Source organism: Streptomyces sp. NPDC051180, from assembly GCF_040689545.1.
In the GTDB taxonomy this organism is placed as follows: Bacteria; Actinomycetota; Actinomycetes; order Streptomycetales; family Streptomycetaceae; genus Streptomyces.
Genome location: NZ_JBFBBC010000002.1, coordinates 320,759 through 346,803, shown reverse-complemented (window position 1 = coordinate 346,803; position 26,045 = coordinate 320,759). Strand labels below are relative to the sequence as shown.

Here is a 26,045-nt window from a genome sequence, read left to right as displayed (position 1 = left end):
CAGTGATCGCCCTCTCCCTCGCCGAGGTCGCCGAAATCGTCGGCGGGCAGGCGCACGACATACCGGATCCGGCCGCCCGGATCACCGGGCCCGTCGTCATCGACTCCCGCGAAGTGCGGGACGGCAGCCTCTTCGTGGCCTTCGCCGGTGAACGCGTCGACGGCCACGACTACGCCGCGCGCGCCGTCGAGGCGGGTGCGGCGGCCGTGCTGGCCGCCCGGCCCGTCGGCGTCCCCGCCATCGTCGTCGACGACGTCCAGGCCGCGCTCGGGGCCCTCGCCCGCGAGGTCGTGGAACGGCTCGGCACCGACGTCGTCGCCCTCACCGGGTCCGCCGGCAAGACCTCCACCAAGGACCTGATCGCCCAGGTCCTCGACCGGCACGCGCCCACCGTGTGGACGCCCGGCTCGCTCAACAACGAGATCGGCCTGCCGCTCACGGCGCTCCGCGCGAGCGACGAGACCCGGCACCTGGTCCTGGAGATGGGCGCCCGCGGCATCGGGCACATCCGCTACCTCACCGGCCTCACCCCGCCCCGCATCGGCCTCGTCCTCAACGTCGGCACCGCCCACATCGGCGAGTTCGGCGGCCGGGAGCAGATCGCCGTGGCCAAGGGCGAGCTCGTCGAGTCCCTGCCGACCGCCGAGGAGGGCGGCATCGCCGTCCTCAACGCCGACGACCCCCTCGTCCGCGCGATGGCGAGCCGCACCAAGGCCCGCGTCGTCCTCTTCGGCGAAGCGGACGAAGCGGCCGTACGTGCCGAGAACGTCCACCTCACAGAAGGCGGACAGCCTTCTTTCCGTCTTCACACACCCACCGGGTGCAGCGACGTGACCTTGCGCCTGTACGGTGAGCACCACGTGTCGAACGCGCTCGCAGCGGCCGCCGTCGCGCACGAGCTGGGCATGCCCGTCGAAGAGATCGCCACCGCGCTCTCCGAAGCGGGAACCCTGTCGCGCTGGCGCATGGAGGTCACCGAGCGTCCGGACGGCGTGACGGTCGTCAACGACGCCTACAACGCGAACCCCGAGTCCATGCGAGCCGCCCTGCGCGCGCTCGCGGCCATGGGCCGGGCCGCACAGGCCCGAGGGGGTCGCACGTGGGCGGTGCTCGGCAAGATGGCCGAGCTCGGTGACGCATCGCTCGTCGAGCACGACGCGGTCGGACGGCTCGCCGTCCGACTCAACGTCAGCAAGCTCGTGGCGGTCGGGGACAGGGAAGCGTCCTGGCTGCAACTGGGCGCATATAACGAGGGTTCGTGGGGTGAGGAGTCGGTGCACGTGTCCGACGCGCAGGCGGCTGTCGACCTGTTGCGCAGTGAGCTGCGCCCGGGGGATGTCGTCCTTGTGAAGGCTTCCAGGTCGGTCGGTCTCGAACAGGTCGCCCTGGCACTGCTCGACACCGAGGGCGAGGTCACCGGCCGATGAGGCAGATCCTCTTCGCGGGGGCCATCGGGCTCTTCCTGACCCTGATCGGCACGCCGCTGCTCATCAAGCTCCTTGCCCGCAAGGGGTACGGGCAGTTCATCCGGGACGACGGCCCGCGCGGCCACGCCGGGAAGAAGGGCACGCCCACCATGGGCGGCATCTCCTTCATCCTGGCGACGCTCATCGCGTACGCCCTGGCCAAGGTCATCACCGGCGAGGACCCGACGTACTCGGGCGCCCTGGTGCTGTTCCTGATGGCCGGCATGGGCCTGGTCGGCTTCCTCGACGACTACATCAAGATCGTCAAGCAGCGGTCGCTGGGCCTGCGGGCCAAGGCGAAGATGGCCGGCCAGCTCATCGTCGGCATCGCCTTCGCCGTGCTGTCGCTGCAGTTCGCCGACCTGCGCGGGCTGACCCCGGCCTCCACGAAGCTCTCCTTCATCACGGACTTCGGCTGGGCCATCGGCCCGGTGCTCTTCGTGGTCTGGGCGCTCTTCATGATTCTCGCCATGTCCAACGGCGTGAACCTGACGGACGGTCTGGACGGCCTGGCCACCGGTGCGTCGGTGATGGTCTTCGGCGCGTACACCTTCATCGGGCTCTGGCAGTTCCAGGAGTCCTGTGCGAACGCCATGACCCTCACCAACCCCAACGCCTGTTTCGAGGTGCGCGACCCGCTCGACCTCGCGGTCGTGGCCTCCGCGCTGATGGGCTCCTGCTTCGGCTTCCTGTGGTGGAACACCTCACCGGCCAAGATCTTCATGGGCGACACCGGTTCGCTGGCCCTCGGCGGCGCGCTCGCCGGTCTCGCCATCTGCTCCCGTACGGAGCTCCTGCTCGCCCTGCTCGGCGGCCTGTTCGTGCTGATCACGATGTCCGTGGTCATCCAGGTCGGTTCGTTCAAGATGACGGGCAAGCGCGTCTTCCGGATGGCCCCCCTCCAGCACCACTTCGAACTCAAGGGGTGGTCGGAGGTCCTGGTCGTCGTCCGGTTCTGGATCATCCAGGGCATGTGCGTGATCGTGGGCCTGGGCCTCTTCTACGCGGGATGGGCAGCGGAAAAGTGACGGAACAGCTCGACTGGAACGGCAAGAAGGTCACCGTCGCGGGGCTCGGGGTGTCCGGCATCCCGGCGGCCCGCGTCCTGGCCGCCCGCGGCGCGCTCGTGACCGTCGTCAACGACGGCGACGACGAGCGCTCCCGGGCCCAGGCGGCCGAGCTGGAGGCGGAGGGCATCACCGTCCGCCTCGGCGACGGGGCCACCCTGCCGACCGGCACCGAGCTGATCGTCACCACCCCCGGCTGGCGGCCCGACAAGCCGCTCTTCACGGCCGCCGCCGAGGCGGGCGTGGAGATCTGGGGCGACGTCGAGCTGGCCTGGCGGCTGCGCGGCCCCGGGGCCGCGCCCTGGCTCGCGGTCACCGGCACCAACGGCAAGACCACGACCGTGCGGATGCTCGCCTCCATCCTGGAGGCGGCCGGTCTGAGGACCGCCGCCGTCGGCAACATCGGCGTCTCGCTCCTCGACGCCGTCCTCGGCGAGGAGGAGTACGACGTCCTCGCCGTCGAGCTCTCCAGTTACCAGCTCCACTGGGCGCCCTCCCTCCGCGTCCACTCGGCCGCCGTGCTCAACCTGGCGCCCGACCACCTCGACTGGCACGGCTCCATGGAGGCGTACGCCGCCGACAAGGGCCGCATCTACGAGGGCAACCGGATCGCCTGCGTCTACAACGTCGCCGACCGGGTGACCGAGGACCTGGTCCGCGAGGCCGACGTCGAGGAGGGCTGCCGGGCGATCGGCTTCACCCTCGGCACCCCCGGCCCGTCCCAGCTCGGCGTCGTCGAGGGCATCCTCGTCGACCGCGCCTTCGTCGAGAACCGGCAGAAGAACGCCCAGGAGCTCGCCGAGGTCGCCGACGTCCAGCCGCCGGCCCCGCACAACATCGCCAACGCGCTCGCCGCGGCCGCCCTGGCCCGCGCCTTCGGCGTCGACGCCAAGGCCGTACGGGACGGACTGCGGGCCTTCAGGCCCGACCCGCACCGCATCGAACTGGTCGAGGAGGTCCAGGGGGTCACGTACATCGACGACTCCAAGGCCACCAACACCCACGCCGCGGAAGCCTCGTTGGCCGCCTACGAGCCGATCGTCTGGATCGCCGGCGGCCTCGCCAAGGGCGCGGAGTTCGACGACCTCGTCGCCGCGTCGGCGAAGCGCCTGCGCGGCGCCGTCCTGATGGGCGCCGACCGCGCGCTGATCCGCGAAGCCCTGGCGCGACACGCCCCGGAAGTCCCGGTGGTGGACCTCGACCGGACCGACACTGGGGCGATGTCCGAGGCGGTCCGCGAGGCGGCCCGGCTCGCCCGCCCGGGGGACACGGTCCTCCTCGCCCCGGCCTGCGCCTCGATGGACATGTTCACCAACTACAACAAGCGGGGCGAGGCATTCGCGGACGCGGTCCGCGCCCTCGCCGCCACCGGGGACGCCTGACCTGACCAGCGGGAGGGTCCGGCCGGACCGGGCACGACTGGAGGGGGCAGCGACCATGCCGAGCAAGATCGCCGGGGCACGCCGGCCCTCCGCCGCACGCGGCGGGGGGCGGGCCCCCGCATCCCCGCGGCGACCCCGGGGCGGAGGCGTCCGAGGGCTCTACGAGCGGGCCCAGAAGGCATGGGACCGCCCCCTCACGGCCTACTACGTGATCATCGGCGCGGGGATGCTCATCACCACGCTCGGCCTCGTGATGGTCTACTCCGCCTCCATGATCACGGCCCTCACCTACGACCTGGTGCCGTCGTACTTCTTCCGGAAGCAGTTCTTCGCCGCGCTCCTCGGCACCGGGCTGCTGCTGGCCGCCTCGCGGATGCCGGTGAAGCTCCACCGGGCCCTCGCCTACCCGATCCTGGTCGGCGCGGTGTTCCTGATGATCCTGGTGCAGATCCCCGGGATAGGGCACGCGGTCAACGGCAACCAGAACTGGATCTCCCTCGGCGGCCCCTTCCAGCTCCAGCCCAGCGAGTTCGGCAAGCTGGCGCTGATCCTGTGGGGGGCCGACCTGCTCGCCCGCAAGCACGACATGCGGCTGCTGACCCAGTGGAAGCACATGCTGGTGCCGCTGGTCCCGGGCGCCTTCATGCTGCTCGGTCTGATCATGCTCGGCGGTGACATGGGCACCTCGATCATCCTCGCGGCGATCCTCTTCGGCCTGCTGTGGACGGCCGGAGCGCCCACCCGGCTCTTCGTCGGGGTGCTCACGGTGGCCGGCGCGATCGGCGTGCTCCTGATCAAGACCAGCTCGAACCGGATGAAGCGCTTCGACTGCATCGGAGCGACCGACCCCGGCGGCGAGGGTGCCCCCTGCCTGCAGGCGGCACACGGAATCTATGCCCTGGCGTCCGGAGGATGGTTCGGATCCGGACTGGGCGCCAGTGTGGAGAAATGGGGGCAACTCCCCGAGGCGCACACCGACTTCATCTTCGCGGTCACCGGTGAGGAACTGGGTCTCGCGGGGACGCTGTCGGTACTCGCCCTGTTCGCGGCTCTAGGCTATGCGGGTATCCGCGTGGCCGGAGGCACGGAGGACCCCTTCGTGAGGTTCGCCGCGGGAGGTGTGACCACCTGGATCACGGCGCAGGCCGTGATCAACATCGGTGCGGTGCTCGGTCTGCTGCCGATCGCCGGTGTCCCCCTCCCGCTGTTCTCCTACGGAGGGTCGGCCCTGCTGCCGACCATGTTCGCCGTCGGGCTCCTCATCGCCTTCGCGCGACAGGAACCCGCCGCGAAAGCGGCCCTGGCCATGCGCCGCCCCGGTTGGGGCAAGCGGGCCGGGGTGAGATGGAAGTCGATGCGACGGCGCGTCAAGAAGCGCCCGTCCGGAGAGCGGTGAATTTCGGTGCATGTCGTACTCGCCGGCGGGGGGACCGCCGGCCACATCGAGCCGGCGCTCGCCCTCGCGGACGCCCTGCGCAGGCAGGACCCCAGCGTGGGGATCACGGCGCTGGGCACGGAGAAGGGTCTGGAGACCCGGCTCGTACCCGAGCGGGGTTACGAGTTGGCGCTCATCCCGGCCGTGCCGCTGCCCCGCAAGCCCACCCCCGAGCTGATCACCGTCCCCGGGCGGCTGCGCGGCACGATCAAGGCCGCCGAGCAGGTCCTGGAGCGCACCAAGGCGGACTGCGTGGTCGGCTTCGGCGGCTACGTGGCCCTGCCCGGCTACCTCGCGGCCAAGCGCCTCGGGGTGCCGATCGTGGTCCACGAGGCCAACGCCCGGCCCGGCCTGGCCAACAAGATCGGTTCGCGGTACGCGGCCGGGGTCGCCGTGGCCACCCCGGACAGCAAGCTCCGCAACGCGCGCTACATCGGCATCCCGTTGCGGTACACGATCGCGACCCTCGACCGGGCGCGGGTGCGGCCCGAGGCGCGCGCCGCCTTCGGCCTCGACCCCAACCTGCCGACGCTGCTGGTCTCCGGCGGCTCGCAGGGCGCCCGGCGGCTCAACGAGGTCGTCCAGCAGATCGCCCCGGTGCTCCAGCGCTCCGGCATCCAGATCCTGCACGCGGTCGGCCCGAAGAACGAGATGCCGCGCGTCGACAACATGCCCGGTATGCCGCCGTACGTACCGGTACCGTACGTGGACCGGATGGATCTGGCGTACGCCGCGGCCGACATGATGCTCTGCCGCGCGGGCGCCATGACCGTCGCCGAGCTCTCCGCCGTCGGGCTGCCCGCCGCGTACGTGCCGCTGCCCATCGGCAACGGCGAACAGCGGCTCAACGCCCAGCCGGTGGTCAAGGCCGGCGGCGGACTCCTCGTCGACGACGCGGAGCTGACGCCGCAGTGGGTGCAGGCCAACGTCCTGCCCGTACTGGCCGATCCGCACCGGTTGTACGAGATGTCCCGGGCCGCGGCCGAGTTCGGCCGCCGGGACGCCGACGACCTGCTCGTCGGCATGGTGTACGAGGCGATCGCCGCCCGCCGACAGGCGTAGCGCGGCGGCGAGAGGCAGGAGCGCCAGGTGGCAGCCGGACCGACGACCGCGGAGAAGAGCGGCACCAGCAAGTCGAAGGGGTCGTCGGGCCGGTCCTCCGGTGCCGGTGACCGGAACCGTCGGTTCCGGGTGCCGGCACCCCGGCTGCTCCTCGTCGCGCTCGGACTGCTCGCACTCGCGGCCGGCGGCGTCTGGGCGCTCTACGGGTCGACCTGGTTCCGTGTGGAACGTGTGAAGACTTCCGGCGTCCGGGTCCTGACCGCCGGCGAGATCGAGGCGACCGCCGCCGTACCGCTGGGGGCCCCGCTCGTCTCCGTCGACACCGAGGCGATCGAGGCCCGGCTCCGGGGCGCCTATCCCCGGATCGAGTCGATCGACGTCGTCCGGTCCTGGCCGCACGGAATCGGGCTGAAAGTGACGGAACGGCAGCCCGTCCTGCTCGTCGAAAAGGGCGGAAAGTTCATCGAAGTGGACGCGACCGGGCTGCGGTTCGCCACGGTCGACACCGCCCCGCGCGGGGTGCCCCGCCTGGTCCTCGACGCAGCCGCCTCGCCGAGCCTGCGCCGCTTCGGCGCCGACCGTCTCCTCCGGGAGGCGGTCCGCGTCCGGGGTGAACTCCCGGCCGAAATCGCCCGGGACACTCGTGTCGTGCGCGTCACCTCGTACGACTCCGTCACTCTGGAGCTGACCAAGGGGCGCACCGTCTTCTGGGGCAGTGCCGAGCACGGCCCCGTGAAAGCCCGGGTCCTGAACGCTCTCATGAAGGCGACGCCCAAAGCGGGGCACTTCGACGTAAGTGCCCCCACGGCGCCTGCCTCGTCCGGGAGTTGACGGGCATCACCGCTGGCCAGCACCCTGGTTGGCCAGCGCTACGGGTGATCACATAGGGTGAAAAGAAAAACGGGAGGTTCGGCGTGTTCGTTGAACGTGCGCCACTTGTCGACTTAGTGTCCTGTTCGGAAGAGTCCAGCGAACAGAGACACTGGTAACCCTAAACTTCAACGTTAGGGTTCGGGTCGGCGTTTCGGACCGTCCCAATCGGCATCCGTCGGAGCGGCGCGAGCAACGCGCGGCGACGACACGTAACTCGAGGCGAGAGGCCTTCGACGTGGCAGCACCGCAGAACTACCTCGCAGTCATCAAGGTCATCGGTGTCGGCGGCGGTGGTGTCAATGCCATCAACCGAATGATCGAGGTCGGCCTCAAGGGCGTCGAGTTCATCGCGATCAACACCGACGCGCAAGCGCTGTTGATGAGCGACGCCGACGTCAAGCTCGACGTCGGTCGTGAACTCACCCGTGGCCTGGGCGCCGGGGCCAACCCGGCCGTCGGTCGCAAGGCGGCAGAGGACCACCGTGAGGAGATCGAGGAGGTCCTCAAGGGGGCCGACATGGTCTTCGTCACCGCCGGCGAAGGCGGCGGCACCGGCACCGGCGGCGCACCCGTCGTCGCCAACATCGCGCGCTCGCTCGGCGCCCTGACGATCGGTGTGGTCACCCGGCCGTTCACCTTCGAGGGACGCCGTCGCGCCAACCAGGCGGAGGACGGCATCGCCGAGCTCCGCGAAGAGGTCGACACCCTCATCGTCATCCCGAACGACCGACTGCTCTCGATCTCGGACCGCCAGGTCTCCGTGCTCGACGCGTTCAAGTCGGCCGACCAGGTGCTGCTGAGCGGCGTCCAGGGCATCACCGACCTCATCACCACCCCGGGTCTGATCAACCTCGACTTCGCCGACGTCAAGTCGGTCATGTCCGAGGCCGGCTCGGCGCTCATGGGCATCGGCTCCGCTCGCGGCGACGACCGCGCGGTGGCCGCCGCGGAGATGGCGATCTCCTCGCCGCTCCTGGAGGCGTCCATCGACGGCGCCCGCGGCGTGCTGCTCTCCATCTCCGGCGGCAGCGACCTCGGTCTCTTCGAGATCAACGAGGCCGCGCAGCTGGTCAGCGAGGCGGCCCACCCCGAGGCCAACATCATCTTCGGCGCCGTCATCGACGACGCCCTGGGCGACGAGGTCCGCGTCACCGTCATCGCGGCCGGCTTCGACGGCGGCCAGCCGCCGGCCCGCCGGGACAACATCATCGGCTCGGTCTCGGCCAAGCGCGAGGAGCCGGCCCCGGCCCCCCGCCACGTCGAGTCCTCCCGCCCGCTCGGCGGACTCGGCACCGTGGCCCCCCGCGAGGAGCCCGTCGCCGCCCCCGTCGAGCCCGCCCCGGCGGTCAACGAGGTCCCGCTGACGCCCGCTCAGCCGGTCGTCCCCCCGGCCCGTCCGTACGCGGACAGCCAGGCCGAGGAGCTGGACGTCCCGGACTTCCTGAAGTGATAGGACATCGCTTCGACGCGAACGGCGCGCACTTCGCCTTCACCGACCGGTGGGGCGGGGTGAGCGCCGTTCCGTACGAGGAGCTCAACCTCGGCGGAGCGGTGGGGGACGACCCCGAGGCGGTGCGTACCAACCGGGCGCGCGCCGCCGGGGCCCTCGGGCTCGACCCGGCGCGGGTCGTCTGGATGAACCAGGTCCACGGCGCCGACGTCGCGGAGGTCGACGGGCCGTGGGGCGCCGCCCCGGTCCCCTCGGTCGACGCCCTCGTCACCACCCGGCCCGGCCTCGGTCTCGCCGTCCTCACCGCGGACTGCGTGCCGGTCCTCCTCGCCGACCCGGTCGCCGGGGTCGTGGCCGCCGCCCACGCCGGACGTCCCGGAATGGTCGCGGGAGTCGTCCCGGCCGCGGTCGAGGCCATGATCCGGCTCGGCGCCGTCCCCGCCCGCATCGTCGCCCGCACCGGCCCCGCCGTCTGCGGGCGCTGCTACGAGGTGCCGGAGGCCATGCGGGCCGAGGTCGCCGAGATCGAACCCGCCGCCTGGGCCGAGACGAGCTGGGGAACCCCGGCCGTCGACGTCACCGCCGGAGTCCACGCCCAGCTCGAACGGCTCGGCGTCGAGGACCTGCAGGCCGACGCGGTCTGCACCCGGGAATCAGGCGACCACTACTCGTACCGCCGCGACCGCACCACGGGGCGACTCGCGGGATATGTCTGGCTGGACACCGTGTCCGCCCCGGGGGAGACCCCCGGATCCCCGGCAGGAAAGAACCGATGACGGACCGCACCTCGGAACTGGCCGAGAACCTGGCCCGGGTGGAGGCGCGCATCGCCGCCGCCTGCGCGGCCGCCGGGCGCGCGCGCGAGGAGGTGACGCTCATCGTGGTCACCAAGACCTACCCCGCGAGCGACGTCAGGATCCTCCACGGGCTCGGGGTGCGCGACGTCGCCGAGAACCGTGACCAGGACGCCGCCCCGAAGGCCGCCGCCTGCGCGGACCTCGATCTGGCCTGGCACTTCGTGGGCCAGTTGCAGACCAACAAAGTCCGTTCCGTGGTGGGTTATGCCGATGTGGTGCAGTCGGTCGACCGTCCGAAGCTCGTTTCCTCGCTCTCCGCGGCCGCGGAGAAGGAGGGGCGCGAGCTCGGCTGTCTGATCCAGGTCGCTCTCGACGCGGAGTCCGGGGAGCGCGGCGACCGCGGCGGCGTCTCGCCGGACGGGATCGAGGAGTTGGCGGCGGCGGTCGATGCCGCCCCCGGACTGCGGCTCGGCGGACTGATGACCGTCGCCCCGCTCGCCGGTCCGTACGCGGGGCGGCAACGTGCCGCTTTCGACCGGCTCATGGATTTGTCGACTGCCCTGCGCGCGACCCGTCCGGCTGCGAACATGGTGTCAGCAGGGATGAGTGCGGACCTCGAGGACGCCGTCGCGGCCGGGGCGACACACGTACGCGTCGGTACGGCGGTACTCGGCGTCCGCCCGAAGCTCGGGTAACGTCGCGAAGCAAGTCGGACCACAGCAGAAAATATGGTCATTCCGCAGAACGGCGGGGTGCCCCGTGGATCGCCGGCACTTGGTGACGAGGCCGATCCACCACAGAGCGGAGGACTCAGAGAATGGCCGGCGCGATGCGCAAGATGGCGGTCTACCTCGGCCTCGTGGAGGACGATGGGTACGACGGCCGGGGCTTCGACCCCGACGACGACTTCGAACCCGAGCTGGAGCCGGAGCCCGAGCGCGACCGGCGTCACACCCCCCCGCGCCAGATGGAGCGGGAGGAACCGGTGCGAGTGGTGGCGCCCCCGGCACCCCGGGAGCCGCTCGCCCATTCTGTCCCTGTACTCGCCGAAAGCGGACGTCCGGCCCGAATTGCCCCCGTGGCATCCATCACACCCGAACGTCCGAGCCTGGAGAAGAACGCACCGGTGATCATGCCCAAGGTCGTGTCCGAGCGGGAGCCCTACCGCATCACCACGCTGCACCCCCGGACGTACAACGAGGCCCGTACCATCGGGGAACACTTCCGTGAGGGCACCCCCGTGATCATGAACCTCACGGAGATGGACGACACGGACGCGAAGCGACTTGTCGACTTTGCCGCCGGACTCGTCTTCGGGCTCCATGGCAGCATTGAGCGAGTGACGCAGAAGGTGTTCCTGTTGTCGCCTGCTAACGTCGATGTCACGGCGGAGGACAAGGCCCGGATCGCAGAGGGCGGATTCTTCAACCAGAGCTGAGAACAACAGAACCGGACGGACCGGTCGCCTAGCGGCCGGCCAAGCGAGAGCACGTAAGCCAGGGGAGAGGGAAACGCGGGATGGGCGTCGCACTACAGGTGGTCTACATCGTGCTGATGTGCTTCCTCGTCCTCCTGATCGTCCGGCTGGTCATGGACTACGTCTTCCAGTTCGCCCGTTCATGGCAACCCGGTAAGGCGATGGTGGTCGTTCTCGAGGCCACCTACACTGTCACCGATCCACCGCTCAAGCTTCTGCGGCGACTCATCCCGCCGCTGCGTCTCGGGGGCGTGGCACTCGACCTGTCCTTCTTCGTTCTGATGATCATCGTCTACATCCTGATCTCCATCGTGAGCAGCTTCGCGAGGTGAGTGTGGACGATACGGTCTTGCCGACTGCCGACGACTACGTAGAGGTGAAGAAGAGATGCCGCTGACCCCCGAGGACGTGCGGAACAAGCAGTTCACGACCGTCCGCCTTCGAGAAGGCTATGACGAGGACGAGGTCGATGCCTTCCTCGACGAGGTCGAGGCCGAGCTGACCCGCCTGCTCCGCGAGAACGAGGACCTCCGCGCGAAGCTGGCCGCCGCGACGCGCGCCGCCGCGCAGAACCAGCAGCAGCAGGGCATGCGCAAGCCCCCGGAGCCGCAGGACCGGCCCGTCGGTCCCGGCGCCCCCGTGCCCGCGGCCATATCCGGACCGCCGGTCCAGCAGCAGCCGCCGCAGATGGGCCCGCCCCAGCTGCCGTCCGGCGCTCCCGCGCTGCCCGCCGGCCCCATGCAGGGCGGCCCGATGCAGGGCGGCCCCATGCAGGGCGGTCCGATGGGTCCCGGCCCGATGCAGGGCGGCCCCATGCAGGGCGGTCCGATGGGCCCCGGTCCGATGCAGGGCGGTCCCATGGGCCACCCGCAGCAGCAGATGCCGCCGCAGATGCAGCAGCAGCCGCAGCAGGGCCCCGGTGGCGACAGCGCCGCCCGTGTCCTCTCGCTGGCCCAGCAGACCGCCGACCAGGCGATCGCCGAGGCCCGCTCCGAGGCCAACAAGATCGTCGGCGAGGCGCGCTCCCGCGCCGAGGGCCTGGAGCGGGACGCCCGCGCCAAGGCCGACGCCCTGGAGCGGGACGCCCAGGAGAAGCACCGCGTCGCCATGGGCTCCCTGGAGTCCGCCCGCGCCACGCTGGAGCGCAAGGTCGAGGACCTGCGCGGCTTCGAGCGCGAGTACCGCACGCGCCTGAAGTCCTACCTGGAGTCGCAGCTGCGTCAGCTGGAGACCCAGGCCGACGACTCGCTCGCCCCGCCGCGGACCCCCGCGGCGGCCTCCCTGCCGCCGGCCCCCTCGATGGCCTCGGCGGGCGCCGGTGCCCCGTCCTACGGCGGCAACGGCGGCATGGGCGGCGCGCCGTCCATGGGCGGTGCGCCCTCCTACGGCGGCCAGCAGCAGATGTCTCCGGCCATGACCCAGCCGATGGCTCCGGTCCGTCCGCAGGCACCGCAGCCGATGCAGCAGGCGCCGGCGCCGATGCGTGGCTTCCTGATCGACGAGGACGACAACTGACGGCGGGTGGTCGCGCGGTGAGCGCGTAGCCGTCGGCAGGCTGCAAGGGCCGGACCCGGTACCCCGGGTCCGGCCCTTCGCCGTACCCGGCCCCTTCCGGCCGGCCGCCGCGAGGGCCCACGTCCGCACGTCTGCGGGGCCACCCCCCCCGCCGTGTGGGCAATCGTCCCGCTGGGCGGGACGGGTGGGCACACGGGACGGCGCGCTCGGCCGCGCCCCTGCCCCTTGTGCCTGGACCCGCACCAGCAGTGCCAGGCACACGGGGTGCGGGCCCGGGGCGCGGAAGCCTAGGCCCGGCAGGGGGCGCCGTTCCGTTATGCCCACCCGTTCCGCCCCAGCGGAACGATTGCCCACAACGGAGGGGGCACCTCGGCCCGGTCGGGAGGGTGGGGGCCGCCCCAGCGGAACGATTGCCCACAACGAGGGGGGCACCTCGGCCCGGTCGTGAGGGTGGGGGCCGCCCTAGCGGAACGATCTCCCACAACGGGGGGGCACACCGGCCCGGCTCGGGGGGCATGAATGCCCGCGACGGGGGGCGCTGGGTAGCGCGAAGGGCCCGGCCGGGGTGGCCGGGCCCTTCGTGGGGGGTCAGGACTTGTGGAGGTGGAAGGTGAGGGAGAGGGAGTCGTCGGTGAAGGCGGGGCCGTAGGAGCCGTCCGCCGCACCCTGCGCGAGATCCGTCGCGAGCACCTCGTCCGCGATGAGCGCCGCGTGCGCGGTGAGCGCCTCGACGGTCTCGGCGGAGTCGGAGGTCCAGCGCAGCGCGATGCGGTCCGCGACGTCGAGGCCGCTGTTCTTGCGGGCCTCCTGGATGAGGCGGATCGCGTCGCGGGCGAGGCCCGCCTTGCGGAGCTCGGGGGTGATCTCCAGGTCGAGGGCGACGGTGGCGCCGGAGTCGGAGGCGACGGACCAGCCCTCGCGCGGGGTCTCCGTGATGATGACCTCCTCGGGGGAGAGGGCCACGGTCTCGCCGTTGACGTCGAGGCTCGCCTCGCCGGAGCGCAGCGCGAGGGAGAGGGCCGCCGCGTCCGCCGCGGCGACGGCCTTGGCGACGTCCTGGACGCCCTTGCCGAAGCGCTTGCCGAGGGCCCGGAAGTTGGCCTTGGCGGTGGTGTCGACGAGGGAGCCGCCGACGTCGGAGAGGGAGGCGAGGGAGGAGACGTTCAGCTCCTCCGTGATCTGCGCCCGGAGCTCCGGGGAGAGCGCGGCGAAGCCGGTGGCCGCCACGAGCGCGCGGGAGAGCGGCTGGCGGGTCTTGACGCCCGACTCGGCGCGCGTCGCGCGGCCGAGCTCGACGAGGCGGCGGACGAGCAGCATCTGCTCGGACAGGGCGCCGTCGATCTGGCCGGCGTCCGCCTCGGGCCAGGTGGCGAGGTGGACGGACTCGGGCGCGTCGGCGGTGACGGGGACCACGAGGTCCTGCCAGACCCGCTCGGTGATGAACGGGGTCAGCGGGGCCATGAGGCGGGTGACCGTCTCGATGACGTCGTGGAGTGTGCGGAGCGCGGCCGCGTCGCCCTGCCAGAAGCGGCGGCGGGAGCGGCGCACGTACCAGTTGGAGAGGTCGTCGACGAAGGCGGAGAGGAGCTTGCCGGTCCGCTGCGTGTCGTACGACTCCATCGCCTCGGTGGCCTCGGTCACCAGGGTGTGGAGCTCGGAGAGGAGCCAGCGGTCGAGGACGGAGCGGTCGGCCGGGGCCGGGTCCGCGGCGCTCGGGGCCCAGCCGGAGGTACGGGCGTAGAGCGCCTGGAAGGCGACCGTGTTCCAGTACGTCAGGAGGGTCTTGCGGACGACCTCCTGGATGGTGCCGTGGCCGACCCGGCGGGCCGCCCAGGGCGAGCCGCCGGCCGCCATGAACCAGCGGACCGCGTCGGCGCCGTGCTGGTCCATCAGCGGGATCGGCTGGAGGATGTTGCCCAGGTGCTTGGACATCTTGCGGCCGTCCTCGGCGAGGATGTGGCCGAGGCAGACCACGTTCTCGTAGGAGGACTTGTCGAAGACGAGGGTGCCGACCGCCATCAGCGTGTAGAACCAGCCGCGGGTCTGGTCGATCGCCTCGGAGATGAACTGCGCCGGGTAGCGGCTCTCGAACAGCTCCTTGTTCTCGTACGGGTAGCCGTACTGCGCGAACGGCATCGAGCCCGAGTCGTACCAGGCGTCGATGACCTCCGGCACGCGGGTGGCCTCCAGCGCGCAGCCCTCGGCCGGACAGGGGAAGGTCACCGCGTCGATGTAGGGGCGGTGCGGGTCGAGCTCGGACTGGTCGGTGCCGGTCAGCTCGGTCAGCTCGGCGCGGGAGCCGACGCAGGTGAGGTGGTCGTCCTCGCAGCGCCAGATGGGCAGCGGGGTGCCCCAGTAGCGGTTGCGGGAGAGCGCCCAGTCGACGTTGTTGGTGAGCCAGTCGCCGAAGCGGCCGTGCTTGACGGAGTCCGGGAACCAGTTGGTCCGCTCGTTCTCCTGGAGCATGCGGTCCTTGACCGCCGTGGTGCGGATGTACCAGGACGGCTGCGCGTAGTAGAGCAGGGCCGTGTGGCAGCGCCAGCAGTGCGGGTAGCTGTGCTCGTAGGCGATGTGCTTGAAGAGCAGGCCGCGCGCGTCCAGGTCGGCGGTGAGGGCCTCGTCGGCCTTCTTGAAGAAGACGCCGCCGACCAGCGGGACGTCCTCCTCGAAGGTGCCGTCGGGGCGGACCGGGTTCACGACCGGCAGGCCGTACGCCTTGCAGACCTTGAGGTCGTCCTCGCCGAACGCGGGGGACTGGTGGACCAGACCCGTGCCGTCCTCGGTGGTGACGTACTCGGCGTTGACGACGTAGTGCGCCTCGTCCGGGAAGGCCACCAGCTCGAAGGGACGCTGGTAGGTCCAGCGCTCCATCTCGGCACCGGTGAAGGACTCGCCGGTGGTGACCCAGCCCTCGCCGAGGGCCTTCTCGACCAGCGGCTGGGCGACGACGACCCGCTCGTCGCCGTCGGTGGCGACCACGTAGGTGACCTCGGGGTGGGCGGCGACGGCCGTGTTGGACACCAGGGTCCACGGGGTCGTCGTCCAGACGAGGAGCGCCGCCTTGCCGGCCAGCGGGCCGGAGGTCAGCGGGAAGCGGACGTAGACGGAGGGGTCGACGACCGTCTCGTAGCCCTGGGCCAGCTCGTGGTCGGAGAGGCCGGTGCCGCAGCGGGGGCACCAGGGGGCGACGCGGTGGTCCTGGACGAGCAGGTCCTTGTCGAAGATCTGCTTGAGGGACCACCACACCGACTCGATGTACGAGGGGTCCATCGTCCGGTAGGCGTCGTCGAGGTCGACCCAGTAGCCCATCCGGGTCGTGAGCTCGGCGAAGGCGTCGGTGTGCCGGGTCACGGACTCGCGGCACTTGTCGTTGAACTCGGCGATGCCGTACGCCTCGATGTCCTTCTTGCCGGAGAAGCCGAGCTCCTTCTCGACGGCGAGCTCGACCGGCAGGCCGTGGCAGTCCCAGCCGGCCTTGCGGGCCACGTGGTAGCCGCGCATGGTGCGGAAGCGGGGGAAGACGTCCTTGAAGACGCGGGCCTCGATGTGGTGGGCGCCGGGCATGCCGTTGGCGGTGGGCGGGCCCTCGTAGAAGACCCACTCGGGGCGTCCTGCGGACTGCTCCAGGGTCTTGGCGAAGACCTTGTTGTCCTCCCAGAAGCCGAGCACGTCGTGCTCGAGCGCGGGCAGGTCGACCTGGGCGGGCACCTGGCGGTACTGCGGCGGTGTCATCGAGTTCCTCCGGCGGAAAGTCGTCGTTCCGTCGGAGGGACGAGAGCGCTGCTCCCGCGGTACCACCCTCCTTGGCCCCGGGCGCGCAGGCCCTGAGCCCCCTCATTGGGGTCGCGACGCCGGGTCTAGTCACCGCCTTGTGCTGCGGCTTTCTTCCGACGGCTCCGGGGTGATGCTTCACATCGGGCCGGCCCCCGGGCTCTCACCGTCCCCGGGTCGCTCATGGCTGCGTACGACGCTACTCGTCCCCATCCAAGCCTTTCGCTGTGGCCAGTGTACGGGGCCCGGGGCGGCGCGGCGGACCCGTTTTCGCGTGACCCGAATGGCCACACGGGGCGGGCCGGAGTTCGGGTGCGGCCATGTGGGGGAGGGGCGGTACGGATAACCCGCCGGGGAGCTGGGCACAACGGAGGCAGGCCCGCCCCGCGGGGAGCGGGGGCGGGTGGGAACGGCGGCGAGCCCCGTTGCCGCGGGCCTTGGGCCGATTTATCGTCCCAGCACGATTCGCGAGCAAGATCACAAAATGTGAAGGGGCCGCGACATGGTGGCGAAGAAGACCGCCGCGAAGAAGACCACGGCCGCCGGTTCCGGCGGCGCGGCCGAGGCCGCCAAGGACGTGACCGGCAAGAAGTCGGCGGTCGCGACGGAGACGGCTGCCGGGAAGACCGCCACCGGGAAGGCGGCCACCAGGAAGACGGCCACGGGGAGGCAGGCGGCCGTCGACGGGTCGGACGCGGCGGCCCCCGCCGACGAGGCCCCGGCCGGGAAGACGCCGGCCAGGAAGGCCGGGGCGAGGAAGGCGGCCGCCAGGAAGGCGCCCGCCGCCAAGAAGCAGACAGGAGCCAGGACGGTGGCAGCGAAGAAGACCGCGGGTGGCGTCACGACCGCCGGCAGCGAGGCCGCGGTGCCCACGGCCCGTACCGGCGAGCTCGCGGTGCGTCCGGGCGAGGACCCCTGGACGCCCGAGGAGGTCGACGAGGCCCGCAGCTCCCTCCAGGCGGAGGTGCTGCGGCTGCGCAGCGAGCTCGTCCACTCCCAGGAGGAGCTCACCGGGCTGATGCGGGACTCGGGCGACGGCGCCGGGGACGACCAGGCCGATACCGGCACCAAGAACATCACGAGGGAGCACGAGCTCGCCCTGGCGGCCAACGCCCGGGAGATGCTGGAGCAGACCGAGCACGCCCTGGAGCGGCTCGACGCGGGCACGTACGGCCTCTGCGAGGTGTGCGGCAAGCCCATCGGCAAGGCGCGGATGCAGGCGTTCCCGCGGGCCACGCTCTGCGTCGAGGACAAGCAGCGACAGGAGCGGCGCGGCTGACGATCTCGGCTGCCGGTCTCGTACGCCTGTGCCGTACCCTCGGTGCACGGTCAGGCATCGAGGTCGAGGGACTCACTCACGTGGCAGAGGCGGAGCGCATCATCGGTACGCCGGATTCAGCAGGAGCCGACGACGCGGCGGCCTCCGACGAGGCGGCGGCCCCCGGCGCGGCCGCCTCCGACGGGACGACCGCGCCCGAGCGGCCCAGGGGCAGGCGGCGGATCGTCGCGCTGTTCGTGGTGGCCGTGCTGGCCTACCTCCTGGACCTCGGCAGCAAGATGCTGGTGGTCGCCAAGCTGGAGGGCCACGAGCCGATCGACCTGATCGGGGACCTGCTGCGGCTCGACGCCATCCGGAACCCGGGTGCCGCGTTCGGCATGGGCGAGGCGTTCACGATCATCTTCACCTGCATCGCGGTCGCGGTGATCGTCGTGATCATCCGGCTGGCGCGCAAGCTCTACAGCCTGCCGTGGGCGATCGCGCTCGGCCTGCTGCTCGGCGGGGCGCTCGGCAACCTCACGGACCGGATCTTCCGCTCGCCGGGCGTCTTCGAGGGCGCGGTGGTCGACTTCATCGCCCCCGCGCACTTCGCCGTCTTCAACCTCGCGGACTCGGCGATCGTGTGCGGCGGAATCCTGATCGTCCTGCTGTCGTTCCGGGGCCTCGACCCCGACGGCACCGTCCACAAGGACTGAGCCCGACCCGTGCGGACGACGGAGTGCCGTCCGCACAAGGCATACTCGACGGGTGAGTACGAGTCCCGAGATCCGCACCCTGCCCGTTCCCGATGGCCTGGAGGGCGAGCGCGTCGACGCCGCCATCGCCCGAATGTTCGGGTTCTCCCGCACGAAGGCGGCCGAGCTGGCCGCCGCCGGGAAGGTCCAGGTCGACGGCTCCGTCGTCGGCAAGTCCGAGCGGGTCAGCGGCGGCGCGTGGCTCGAGGTCGAGCTGCCCGGCGCGGCCGCGCCCGTGCAGATCGTCGCGGAGCCCGTCGAGGGCATGGAGATCGTCCACGACGACGACGACATCGTCGTGATCATGAAGCCGGTCGGCGTCGCCGCGCACCCGAGTCCCGGCTGGACGGGCACCACGGTCATCGGCGGCCTCGCCGCCGCCGGGTACCGCATCTCCACCTCCGGCGCCGCCGAGCGCCAGGGCATCGTGCACCGCCTGGACGTCGGCACCTCCGGTCTGATGGTGGTCGCCAAGTCCGAGTACGCGTACACCTCGCTCAAGCGCCAGTTCAAGGAGCGCACGGTCGACAAGCGCTACAACGCGCTGGTCCAGGGCCACCCCGACCCGATGAGCGGCACCATCGACGCCCCGATCGGCCGGCACCCGAACCACGACTACAAGTGGGCCGTCACCGCCGACGGCAAGGCGTCCGTCACGCACTACGACCTCATCGAGGCGTACCGCTCGGCGTCGCTGCTCGACATCAAGCTGGAGACGGGCCGCACCCACCAGATCCGGGTGCACATGTCCGCCCACCGCCACCCCTGCGTCGGCGACCTGACCTACGGCGCCGACCCGACGCTCGCCAAGCGCCTGGGCCTGACCCGGCAGTGGCTGCACGCCGTCCGGCTCGGCTTCGAGCACCCCGGTGACGGCTCGTGGGTCGAGTTCGCCAGCACCTACCCCGAGGACCTCCAGCGGGCGCTGGACCGGATCGCGGCGGAGAGCCAGTGACCGCGGCGTACGCGGTCCGCGAGGCGACGGAGCCGGTCGACCGGGAGGCGTGCTTCGCGGTCCGCCGCGAGGTCTTCGTCGAGGAGCAGGGCGTCCCCGGGGAGCTGGAGTACGACAGCCACGACGCGACCGCGGTGCACGTCCTCGCGGTGCGCGAGGACGGGGCTCCGCTGGGCACCGGGCGCCTGCTGTTCGGGGCGGACGCGGCCGGGAAGACCGGTGGGGACGCCTCGGTGGGCTCGCTCGGCCGGCTCGCGGTCGCCAAGGCGGCCCGCGGCCTCGGGGTCGGCGCGGCGCTCGTGCGCGCCGTCGAGGACGCCGCCAGGCTCCGCGGCCTGACCGCCGTCGACCTGCACGCGCAGACCCACGCGCTGGGCTTCTACGAGCGCCTCGGCTACGAGGCGTACGGCCCCGAGTTCCCGGACGCGGGCATGCCGCACCGGGCCATGCGCCGGGTCCTGTAGGCCGCGATCCCCTCAGGGGTGCCGGACGCCGTGGCCCGGCACCGGCCCGCAGAGAGGGGCAAGCGCCGTCAAAACGGACGTACGTGGCAGGGTGGGCCCGTGGATCAATTGGCCCTGTTGTTCTTGCTGCTGCTCGGCGCCCTGCTGACGGTCCCGCTGGGCGACCGGCTCGGTCTGCCCGCGCCCGTCCTGATGACGCTCGTCGGGATCGTGCTGGCCTTCCTGCCCTTCGTGCCGAGCGTCGACATCCCGCCGGAGTTCATCCTCCCGCTGGTGCTCCCGCCGCTGCTGTACGCCTCCGTGCAGCGGACCTCCTGGCGGCAGTTCACGGCGAACCTGCGGCCCATCTTCCTGCTCGCCGTCGCCCTGGTCTTCGTCACCACGGCGGCCGTCGGCGCGGTCGCGCACGCCCTGGTGCCCGGCCTGCCGCTGGCCGCCGCGATCGCGCTGGGCGCCCTCGTCGCCCCGCCCGACCCGGTCGCGGCGACCGCCGTGGCCGGCTCGCTCGGACTGCCCCGCCGCCTGGTGTCGATCCTGGAGGGCGAGGGGCTCTTCAACGACGTCACCGCGATCGTGCTGTACCACGTGGCGATCGCCGCCGCCGTCAGCGGCTCCTTCTCCTGGCCCGAGGCCCTCGCCGAGTTCGTGCTGTCCGCCGTGGTCGCCGTGGCCGTCGGCGTGGGTCTCGGCTGGCTCTGCAACAAGCTGATCGGCGTCCTCGGCGACGTGACGCTGCAGACCGGGCTCACGCTCCTCGTCCCCTTCGTGAGCTACGTCCTCGCCGAGGAGCTGCACGGCTCCGGCGTGCTGGCCGTCCTGATCACCGCGCTCTTCCTGGCCGAGCACGCTTCCGACGCCGACGACGTGATGGGCCGGCTCGCCGGCCAGACCTTCTGGCAGATCGTCGACACCCTCGTCACCGGCATCGCCTTCGGTCTCATCGGCCTGGAGCTCACCCATGTCTTCGGGGTGGCCGAGGGCCGCGGCTGGCAGATGCTCGACTGGGGCGCCGCCGTGGTCGGCGTGGTCGTCGGCGTCCGGCTGCTGTGGCTGCTGCCCGCCACCTGGCTGGCGAAGCGGCTCCACCACCGGCGGGACGTCGACGAGGAGATCCCGGTGAGCTGGCGGGAGACCGTCGTCATGTGGTGGGCGGGGATGCGCGGCGTGGCGTCGGTGGCGCTCGCCCTCGCCATCCCGCTCACCACCGACGACGGCGCGCCCTTCCCGGCCCGCGACGAGATCGTCTTCATCGCCTTCTGCGTGATCCTCGGCACGCTCGTCGTCCAGGGGCTGACGCTGCCGGCGCTGGTCAAGCGGCTGGGGGTGCGGGCGGACGCGGACGCGGAGCGGGCCCTGGAGCGCGACCTCGCCATCCGGGCCGCGAAGGCCGCGAAACGCCGGCTGAAGGAGATCGAGGAGGTCGAGGAGCTCCCCGAGGAGGTCCAGGAGCGGCTGCTGCGCGGCGCGTACGACATCGGGGCCAGGATCAGCCCGGACATGGTCGACGAGGAGCGGCGGGCGGCCTACGCGGCCCGGTCGGAACGGTTCAGGGCGGTGCAGCGGATCCAGCGGGAGCTGATGTCGGCGGCCCGGCACGAGATCCTCGCGGCGCGCAGCGAGCCGGGCGCCGATCCCGAGGTGGTCGACCGGGTGCTGCGGCACCTGGACGTGCGCAGCCTGCGCTGACCTGCCGGGACCCGCGCCGGGTTGTGCCGGCCGGCGGGTGGCAGGATGGCACGCATGGACATCATGCTTTTCCACTCGGTCCACGGGCCGCGCCCGGCCGTCGAGGCCGCGGCCGAACGGCTGCGGGCCGCCGGGCACCGGGTGTGGGTGCCGGACCTCTTCGACGGCTGGACCACCGAGTCGGTGGAGGAGGGCATGGCGAAGCGGGACGAGCTCGGCAAGGACGAGCTGCTGAAGCGCGCGATCCTGGCCGCCGCCCCGTACTCGGAGCGCGGCCTGGTCTACGCGGGCTTCTCGTTCGGCGCCTCGGTCGCGCAGACCCTGGCCCTCGGCGACGAGAAGGCACGCGGCCTGCTGCTGCTCCACGGCACCTCGGACCTCGCTCCGAACGTGTCGGTGGACGAGCTGCCCGTGCAGCTGCACGTGGCCGAGCCCGACCCGTTCGAGACGGACGACTGGCTGTCGTCGTGGTACCTGCAGATGCGCAGGGCCGGTGCGGACGTGGAGGTCTACCGCTACCGCGGCGCGGGGCACATGTACACGGACCCGGACCTGCCGGACTGGGACGAGGAGGCGGCCGAGCGGACCTGGTCGGTGGCGCTGGCCTTCCTGGAGAGCCTGTAGGGCGTACGGACGGCGAAGGGGTGTGGCCCCCGGGGAGAAGGCTCCCCGGGGGCCACACCCGTGTCCGGACGGTGCGTCAGGCGCGGTACGCGGTCCAGGAGCTGCTCATCCGGGCCACCTGGCCGGCGGTGAACTGGTACATGCAGGAGTCGTACGTGTAGTCCATGAAGTTGTGGATCGGGTCGACACCCGTCTTGGAGGTGCAGGAGTCGCGGCCGGTCGGGCACTCGTAGGCCGGGCTGCTCTCGGCCGGGGTGTCGGAGACGTAGTCGCCGTTGCCGTTGCAGCCGCCCTGGAAGGTGTGGTAAAGGCCCATCCAGTGGCCGACCTCGTGGGTGGCCGTGTCGCCCTGGTTGTAGTTGGCGGCCGAGCCGCCCGGGAGCGAGGCGTCGAGGACGACGACGCCGTCCATGGACGGGCTGGAGTTGTACGAGGACGGGAAGGTCGCCCAGCCGAGCAGGCCGCCGCCGAGCTTGGCGGTGTAGAAGTTCAGCGCGCCGGCGCCGCCCTTGCGGAGGGTCTGCTTCATCTGCTTCTCGGCGGTGGAGCCGGAGGACAGGTTGTACCAGGTGGCGTTGTCCGTGTAGTCGGTACCGGCCAGGGTGAACTGGAAGTTGGTGTTCACGTTGCCGGTGCCCTGGCCCGCGTAGGCCGCGTTCAGGACGTTCATCTGGCTGGTGATGGCGGAGGCGGAGAGCTTGCCGGTGGTGCCGGAGTGGATGACGTGGAAGTAGACGGGGATGTTCACCACGGCGGCCGCGCCGGCGGCCGCGCTGAGGCGGCCTTCGGAGCGGGCGGCGGCGAGCTTCTTCTTCAGGTCGTCGTCCATCGCCTTGGCCTTGGCGGCCGTGACGTCGTTCGGCTCGGCGGCGTGGGTGTCGGCGCCGCGCGCCTTGCGGGCGCCGGAGAGCGCGGTGGTGCCGTCCGCGCACTTCTCGGCGGAGGCCCCGGCCAGGGTGGTGGCGGCGCCGGTGGCGACGGGGGCGGACAGCGGGGCCAGGGCCAGGGTTCCGGCCATGACGGCGGTGCCGAGCATACGACGTGACATACGCGGCGATATACGGACAAGAGCACGCACGGTGACTCCTCGCGGGGGGTGGTGGGGAGGAACTTCCTCCGCCACGGCGGGGAGATTACGCGTCCATGTCAGACGCCGAGGAGCGGTGATCAAGCCCAATCATTCGTGCGGCAATTCGGGGCATCGGGAAGAAAATCTTGTGCGGCTTCCGGAGTTTGAGACACCGACGTAACGAGCCGCGGGACAGAGGCGGGTGGTGTGTCCGGATTCGATCGCCGGAAATCACCACCCGCCGTAGCCATGTGATCTCCCGTTAACACGAAGGATCATGGCTGAAAATCGCCCATGGATGTCGGTCAGCGCACCGGCTGGTACACCCGTTCGACACGCTGCGTTCCGCTCAGCGTCCGGTAGGAGCGCGCCCAGGCCGTCGTCGCGTCCGGGTCGGCCTTGTCGGAGACCGTGTAGTAGTCCATCTGCGAGCGCTCGGACGTCACGTCGAGCACCCCGTAGCCGTGGTGGTCCATGTCCACCCACTTCACGTGCCGGTTGGCCGCCTTGACCGCGCCCGCCGCCACCACCGAGAGCGTCCCCGGCGCCACGTGCAGCAGGTCGTCCAGGTTGTCCGAGGTCACCGAGGTGACCACGAACTCGGTCGCCGCCGAGGCCGACAGGGGGTACGTCGCCGCCTTCACCGGCACGTCGTTGGCCCACGCCATGTGGATGTCGCCGGTCAGGAAGACGGTGTTGCGGATCGCCCGCGAGGTCAGGTGGCCCAGCAGCTCCCTGCGGTCGTCGGTGTAGCCGTCCCACTGGTCGACGTTGACCGCGAGCCCCTCCTTCGGCAGCCCCATCAGTCCGGCCAGCGGCTCCAGGAGGTACGCCGGCAGGGAGCCGAAGGCGACCGGCGAGATCATCACCGAGGTGCCGACCAGCTGCCAGGTCGCGTCCGAGCCGGCGAGGCCGGCCTTGAGCCAGTCCAGCTGGGCGCGGCCGGTGATGCTGCGCTCCGGGTCGTCGACCGCGCCGCTGGCCGTCTTCGCGGGCGCCGAGCGGAACGAGCGGAGGTCGAGCAGGTGCAGATCGGCCAGCCTGCCGAAGCGCAGCCGACGGAAGACGGTGCCCTCCGTGGAGGCGCGGACCGGCATCCACTCGAAGTACGCCTGCTTGGCGGCGGCCACCCGGGCCGCCCACTCGCCCTCGGCGCCGGGGGTGTGGTTCTCGGCGCCCCCGGACCAGGCGTCGTTGGCGAACTCGTGGTCGTCCCAGATGGCGATCACCGGGTGGGCCGCGTGCAGCGCCTGGAGGTCGGGGTCCGTCTTGTAGTTCCCGTGCCGGGTGCGGTAGTCGGCGAGGGAGACGATCTCGTGGCGCGGCTCGTGCTGCCGGACGACGTACTTCGCCTCCGGGTAGGCGCCGCTGGCGTACTCGTAGACGTAGTCGCCGAGGTGGAGGACCGCGTCCAGGTCGGCGCGGCCGGCGAGGTGGCGGTAGGCGGAGAAGTGGCCGGACTCCCAGTTGGCGCAGGAGACCACGCCGAAGCGGACGCCGGGTGCGGCGGCGTCGGCGGCCGGGGCCGTCCGGGTGCGCGCGGCCGGCGAGACGGCGGCGCCCGCGGTGAAGCGGAACCAGTAGGCGGTGGCCGGGCGCAGGCCCCGGACGTCGGCCTTGACGGTGTGGTCGGAGGCGGCGCTCGCCGTGGTCGTGCCGGAGGCGACGACCCGGGCGAAGGAGCGGTCCTCGGCGAGCTCCCAGCCGACCCGGACGTCCGGGCCGAGGCCCGATCCGGGCACGGCCTCGGGGGCGGGGGTGACGCGCGTCCAGAGCAGGACGCCGTCGGGCAGCGGGTCGCCCGAGGCGACACCGTGGAGGAAGGCGGGTGCCCCGGTGTCGGCGAGGGCCGGGGCCGCCGCGCCGAGCAGGGCGGGTGCCACGGCAGCGGTGGCGGCGGCGGCCTTGACGACCGTGCGGCGGGTGGGGGCAGGGGATATGAAACGACTGGTCACGGCCAGTCAGATTACTGACGAGTACGGCTGTTGGGCAGGCGAAATCCGGAAGTTCGCCGACTCGTCGCCCCCCGGACGCCCCCGCCCCCCGGCCGAGGCGGCGCGGGGGGCGGGGAGCGGGGGAAGGGGGCGGGGTCAGGCCCCGAGGGCCGCGGCGATCGCCGTCTCGAACTCGGCCGGCGTCATCGGCGGGCTGTCGCTGCCCGCCGCCGTCACCGGCTTGCCGTCCATCTTCAGGGTCGGGGTGCCCGTCACCCCGCTCGCGTCGAAGGCCGCGGACATCTTCATCGCCCAGGCGTCGAAGGTGCCGTCCTCCACGTGCTTGCGGAAGGCGGCGTTGCCCTTCAGCGCCGGCACCGAGTCCGCCACCTCCAGGAGGTAGGAGTCCTCGGCGAACTTGTCGTCGCGCTCCTCGGGGTGGAACTGCGTCGAGTAGAGGGCCGACTTGTACTTCAGGAACGCCTCGGGGCTCACGTCCAGCGCCGCGCCCAGCGCCGACAGGGCGTTCTTCGAGCCCTCGCCCGGGATGCCGTCGTCGATGAAGGTCGCGCCCACGTACCGGATCTTGTACTTGCCGGCCTCGACGTCCTTCTCGACCGTGGAGCCCACGGACTGCTCGAAGGTCGCGCAGACCGGGCAGCGCGAGTCCTCGTACAGCTCCAGGGTCTTCTTCGCGGACGACTTGCCGATCACGACCGTCGTGCCGTTCGCGCCGGTGGTGTTCTTCGGGGCCGACACGGTCTTCGCGTCCGCCGCCGTCTCCCACCGGGACGGCTGGTTGGACTGCACCACCGCGTAGCCGATGCCGCCGGCGGCGGCCAGGACCGCGACGGCCGAGACGCCGACGACGAGCTGCCGGCGGGCCCGCTCCTTCTTCGCCTGGCGTTCGCGCTCGACGCGCAGCCGCTCGCGGGCGGCGGCCTTGTGGGACTGGCTGTTGCGTGCACTCATGATCGTGATCTCCGTGAGAGAGGGAAGGCAGGG

At 71.7% G+C, this 26,045-nt stretch carries 22 protein-coding genes; 18 read left to right on the top strand and 4 right to left on the bottom strand.

Going from position 1 to position 26,045, the window contains the following annotated elements; genetic code table 11:
* Positions 1-2: 2 nt before the first annotated feature.
* The 12 genes from murF to AB0424_RS04955 all read left to right on the top strand — a co-directional run bounded on the left by murF (position 3) and on the right by AB0424_RS04955 (position 12,524).
* A complete protein-coding gene (murF, locus tag AB0424_RS05010) occupies positions 3-1,427 on the top strand; it encodes a UDP-N-acetylmuramoyl-tripeptide--D-alanyl-D-alanine ligase (protein WP_366302344.1) in 1,425 nt (474 codons plus the stop codon).
* A complete protein-coding gene (mraY, locus tag AB0424_RS05005; protein ID WP_366302342.1) occupies positions 1,424-2,494 on the top strand; it encodes a phospho-N-acetylmuramoyl-pentapeptide-transferase in 1,071 nt (356 codons plus the stop codon). Before murF ends, mraY begins: the two co-directional genes overlap by 4 nt.
* Positions 2,476-3,915, top strand: coding sequence for a UDP-N-acetylmuramoyl-L-alanine--D-glutamate ligase (gene murD / locus AB0424_RS05000; protein ID WP_366302340.1), 1,440 nt, complete (start codon positions 2,476-2,478; stop codon positions 3,913-3,915). The genes mraY and murD overlap by 19 nt, the downstream gene beginning before the upstream one ends.
* 55 nt (positions 3,916-3,970) lie before the next feature.
* Positions 3,971-5,311 (top strand): putative lipid II flippase FtsW, encoded by a 1,341-nt coding sequence (gene ftsW / locus AB0424_RS04995; protein WP_366302338.1) that lies wholly within the window; start codon positions 3,971-3,973, stop codon positions 5,309-5,311.
* A gap of 6 nt (positions 5,312-5,317) precedes the next feature.
* Positions 5,318-6,412 carry an undecaprenyldiphospho-muramoylpentapeptide beta-N-acetylglucosaminyltransferase gene (murG, locus tag AB0424_RS04990; protein ID WP_366302336.1) on the top strand — a complete coding sequence of 365 codons (1,095 nt, stop codon included), beginning with the start codon at positions 5,318-5,320 and terminating at the stop codon, positions 6,410-6,412.
* A 27-nt stretch (positions 6,413-6,439) separates the two neighbouring features.
* Complete coding sequence (locus AB0424_RS04985; RefSeq protein WP_366302335.1) at positions 6,440-7,243, top strand: FtsQ-type POTRA domain-containing protein; 804 nt, start codon at positions 6,440-6,442, stop codon at positions 7,241-7,243.
* 277 nt (positions 7,244-7,520) lie between these two features.
* Positions 7,521-8,735, top strand: a complete 1,215-nt coding sequence (ftsZ, locus tag AB0424_RS04980) for a cell division protein FtsZ (RefSeq protein ID WP_366302334.1) — start codon at positions 7,521-7,523, stop codon at positions 8,733-8,735.
* Entirely contained in the window at positions 8,732-9,511 is a 780-nt protein-coding gene (pgeF, locus tag AB0424_RS04975; RefSeq protein WP_366302332.1) for a peptidoglycan editing factor PgeF, read from the top strand. Before ftsZ ends, pgeF begins: the two co-directional genes overlap by 4 nt.
* The gene (locus AB0424_RS04970) at positions 9,508-10,227 is read left to right on the top strand and encodes a YggS family pyridoxal phosphate-dependent enzyme (RefSeq protein ID WP_366302331.1); all 720 of its coding nucleotides are present in this window, start codon (positions 9,508-9,510) and stop codon (positions 10,225-10,227) included. Before pgeF ends, AB0424_RS04970 begins: the two co-directional genes overlap by 4 nt.
* A gap of 122 nt (positions 10,228-10,349) precedes the next feature.
* Positions 10,350-10,970: a cell division protein SepF gene (sepF, locus tag AB0424_RS04965; RefSeq protein ID WP_366302330.1), complete on the top strand. Its 621-nt coding sequence runs from the start codon at positions 10,350-10,352 to the stop codon at positions 10,968-10,970.
* A gap of 80 nt (positions 10,971-11,050) precedes the next feature.
* Positions 11,051-11,341, top strand: a complete 291-nt coding sequence (locus AB0424_RS04960; protein WP_017238790.1) for a YggT family protein — start codon at positions 11,051-11,053, stop codon at positions 11,339-11,341.
* A 55-nt stretch (positions 11,342-11,396) separates the two neighbouring features.
* Positions 11,397-12,524, top strand: a complete 1,128-nt coding sequence (locus AB0424_RS04955) for a DivIVA domain-containing protein (RefSeq protein ID WP_366302329.1) — start codon at positions 11,397-11,399, stop codon at positions 12,522-12,524.
* A gap of 588 nt (positions 12,525-13,112) precedes the next feature.
* Here AB0424_RS04955 and ileS read toward each other — a convergent pair.
* Positions 13,113-16,256, bottom strand: a complete 3,144-nt coding sequence (gene ileS / locus AB0424_RS04950) for an isoleucine--tRNA ligase (protein WP_366302327.1) — start codon at positions 16,254-16,256, stop codon at positions 13,113-13,115.
* 541 nt (positions 16,257-16,797) lie between these two features.
* On the opposite strand from ileS, the gene AB0424_RS04945 reads away from it, so the two are divergent.
* From AB0424_RS04945 to AB0424_RS04920, 6 genes are all read left to right on the top strand, one after another.
* On the top strand, positions 16,798-17,574 hold the full coding sequence (locus AB0424_RS04945; protein ID WP_366302325.1) for a TraR/DksA C4-type zinc finger protein: 777 nt from the start codon (positions 16,798-16,800) through the stop codon (positions 17,572-17,574).
* 80 nt (positions 17,575-17,654) lie between these two features.
* Positions 17,655-18,269 carry a signal peptidase II gene (lspA, locus tag AB0424_RS04940; RefSeq protein ID WP_366302324.1) on the top strand — a complete coding sequence of 205 codons (615 nt, stop codon included), beginning with the start codon at positions 17,655-17,657 and terminating at the stop codon, positions 18,267-18,269.
* 52 nt (positions 18,270-18,321) lie between these two features.
* On the top strand, positions 18,322-19,263 hold the full coding sequence (locus AB0424_RS04935; RefSeq protein WP_366302322.1) for an RluA family pseudouridine synthase: 942 nt from the start codon (positions 18,322-18,324) through the stop codon (positions 19,261-19,263).
* Complete coding sequence (locus AB0424_RS04930) at positions 19,260-19,727, top strand: GNAT family N-acetyltransferase (protein ID WP_366302321.1); 468 nt, start codon at positions 19,260-19,262, stop codon at positions 19,725-19,727. Before AB0424_RS04935 ends, AB0424_RS04930 begins: the two co-directional genes overlap by 4 nt.
* A 99-nt stretch (positions 19,728-19,826) precedes the next feature.
* On the top strand, positions 19,827-21,413 hold the full coding sequence (locus tag AB0424_RS04925) for a Na+/H+ antiporter (protein ID WP_366302319.1): 1,587 nt from the start codon (positions 19,827-19,829) through the stop codon (positions 21,411-21,413).
* 54 nt (positions 21,414-21,467) lie between these two features.
* The gene (locus AB0424_RS04920) at positions 21,468-22,037 is read left to right on the top strand and encodes a dienelactone hydrolase family protein (protein ID WP_366302317.1); all 570 of its coding nucleotides are present in this window, start codon (positions 21,468-21,470) and stop codon (positions 22,035-22,037) included.
* Between the two features lie 76 nt (positions 22,038-22,113).
* Here the strand turns inward: AB0424_RS04920 and AB0424_RS04915 are convergent, their stop codons facing one another.
* From AB0424_RS04915 to AB0424_RS04905, 3 genes are all read right to left on the bottom strand, one after another.
* Complete coding sequence (locus AB0424_RS04915; RefSeq protein WP_366302316.1) at positions 22,114-23,085, bottom strand: zinc metalloprotease; 972 nt, start codon at positions 23,083-23,085, stop codon at positions 22,114-22,116.
* Between the two features lie 326 nt (positions 23,086-23,411).
* A complete protein-coding gene (locus AB0424_RS04910; protein ID WP_366302315.1) occupies positions 23,412-25,061 on the bottom strand; it encodes an alkaline phosphatase D family protein in 1,650 nt (549 codons plus the stop codon).
* 135 nt (positions 25,062-25,196) lie between these two features.
* On the bottom strand, positions 25,197-26,012 hold the full coding sequence (locus AB0424_RS04905; RefSeq protein ID WP_366302314.1) for a DsbA family protein: 816 nt from the start codon (positions 26,010-26,012) through the stop codon (positions 25,197-25,199).
* Positions 26,013-26,045: the final 33 nt, after the last annotated feature.